Here is a 1400-nt window from a genome sequence, read left to right on the forward strand (position 1 = left end):
AACGCCGGCCACGTCACCGCCTCCCGCATCGGCGACACGGTGACCGTCCAGTCGCCGGCCGGCACCGCCGCCACCGCCACCCTGCCCACCGGCACTGCAGCCGTGGAGACCTATCGAGAATCCGTCCGCTCCCTACTCAAGGAGCGCATCCTGGATGCCGCCTACCAGCAGGTGACCGCGAACGGCTGGGGCCGTCTGAAAATGACACATATCGCCACCGCTGCCGGCGTCAGCCGCCAAACGGTCTATACAGAATTCGGGTCAAAATCCGGTGTGGGCCAGGCACTTGTCATGCGAGAGGTCGAACACTTCCTCACCGGGATTCACGAGCAGCTTCTCGTCCACCCGGATGACATGAGGACCGCACTCACCGCCGCAATCAGTTACACCCTGCGCAGAGCAGCGAACAACGCCCTGCTCAAATCGGTCCTCACCAGTGGCCGTGGAGGCGAAGACGACCTGCTGGCCCACCTGACCACGCATCCTGAGCCGCTAGTTGACACAGCCACTGCCATGCTCAACGCCCACATCGCACAGACTTGGCCAAAGATCGATGCGGAGTCGCGGAGCTTGACCGTCGAAGTTCTAATCCGCCTGACGGTAAGTCACGTTGTGCAAACGTCCAGCCCCGCGGACATGACAGCCGGACGTATCGCTGAGATCGCCCTGCGAGTCTCTCGCGCTCGCTGAAGTCAGTAGCCGCCCTGCACTCGGAGGCGATGAGGCGGGCAGCTCCAAGCAGCAGCAGAGAGTGGCCGCGATGGAGTCGGCCCCACCGGTTCCGCCGAATTGGTGGGCCGCAGAGACACCGCCGGGCGCCGGAAGGCGAAGGGACCGAAGAACCGGGCCAAGGCCCGGATCAAGGTCGCTCGTGCCCATGCGCGGGTGGCCGATGTACGCCGGGACTGGTGCCAGCAGACGGCTTCGAGGCTGGTCCGTGATAGCCAAGCGGTCTGTCTTGAAGACCTGGCGGTCTCCCCTCTTGCCCGTACCCGCCTGGCGAAGTCCGTCCACGATGCCGCGTGGGGCGTGTTGCGCCGCGTGCTGGAGGAGAAGGCCGCCAGGTTCGGCCGGTACGTCGGTGTGGTCTCGCGGTGGCTGCCGTCGTCCCGGACCTGCCACGTGTGCTGGGTCGCGGACGGGGGGAAGCCGCTGCACGTGCACACCTGGCGGTGCGAGGGCTGCGGTGTTGAGCATGATCGTGACCTCAGCGCGTCGCGAGTGATCCCACCGCCGGGCAGGCGGAGAGGCTAAACGCCGCTGGAGGGCCGGTGAGACCTGGAGCGGAAACTCCGCGCCAGACACGGTCCGTTGAACGGGGAACCCGCCCCAAGCCCCAGCCGGTCACCATAGGCAGGCAGACGGGATTCCCCATCCTTTAGATCGGGGAGGATGTCAAG

General features: G+C 66.1%; 2 protein-coding genes. Both read left to right on the plus strand.

The genetic code is table 11. From position 1 onward, the window contains the following. On the plus strand, positions 1 to 690 hold a 690-nt coding region (locus tag AB0N17_RS46685; protein WP_366017727.1), incomplete at its 5' end, for a TetR family transcriptional regulator. Positions 691 to 792: 102 nt separating this feature from the next. Next, complete coding sequence (locus AB0N17_RS46690; RefSeq protein ID WP_366017728.1) at positions 793 to 1254, plus strand: transposase; 462 nt, start codon at positions 793 to 795, stop codon at positions 1252 to 1254. The last annotated feature ends 146 nt before the right edge of the window (positions 1255 to 1400 follow it).

Source organism: Streptomyces sp. NPDC051133, assembly GCF_040682635.1.
Lineage (GTDB): Bacteria > Actinomycetota > Actinomycetes > Streptomycetales > Streptomycetaceae > Streptomyces.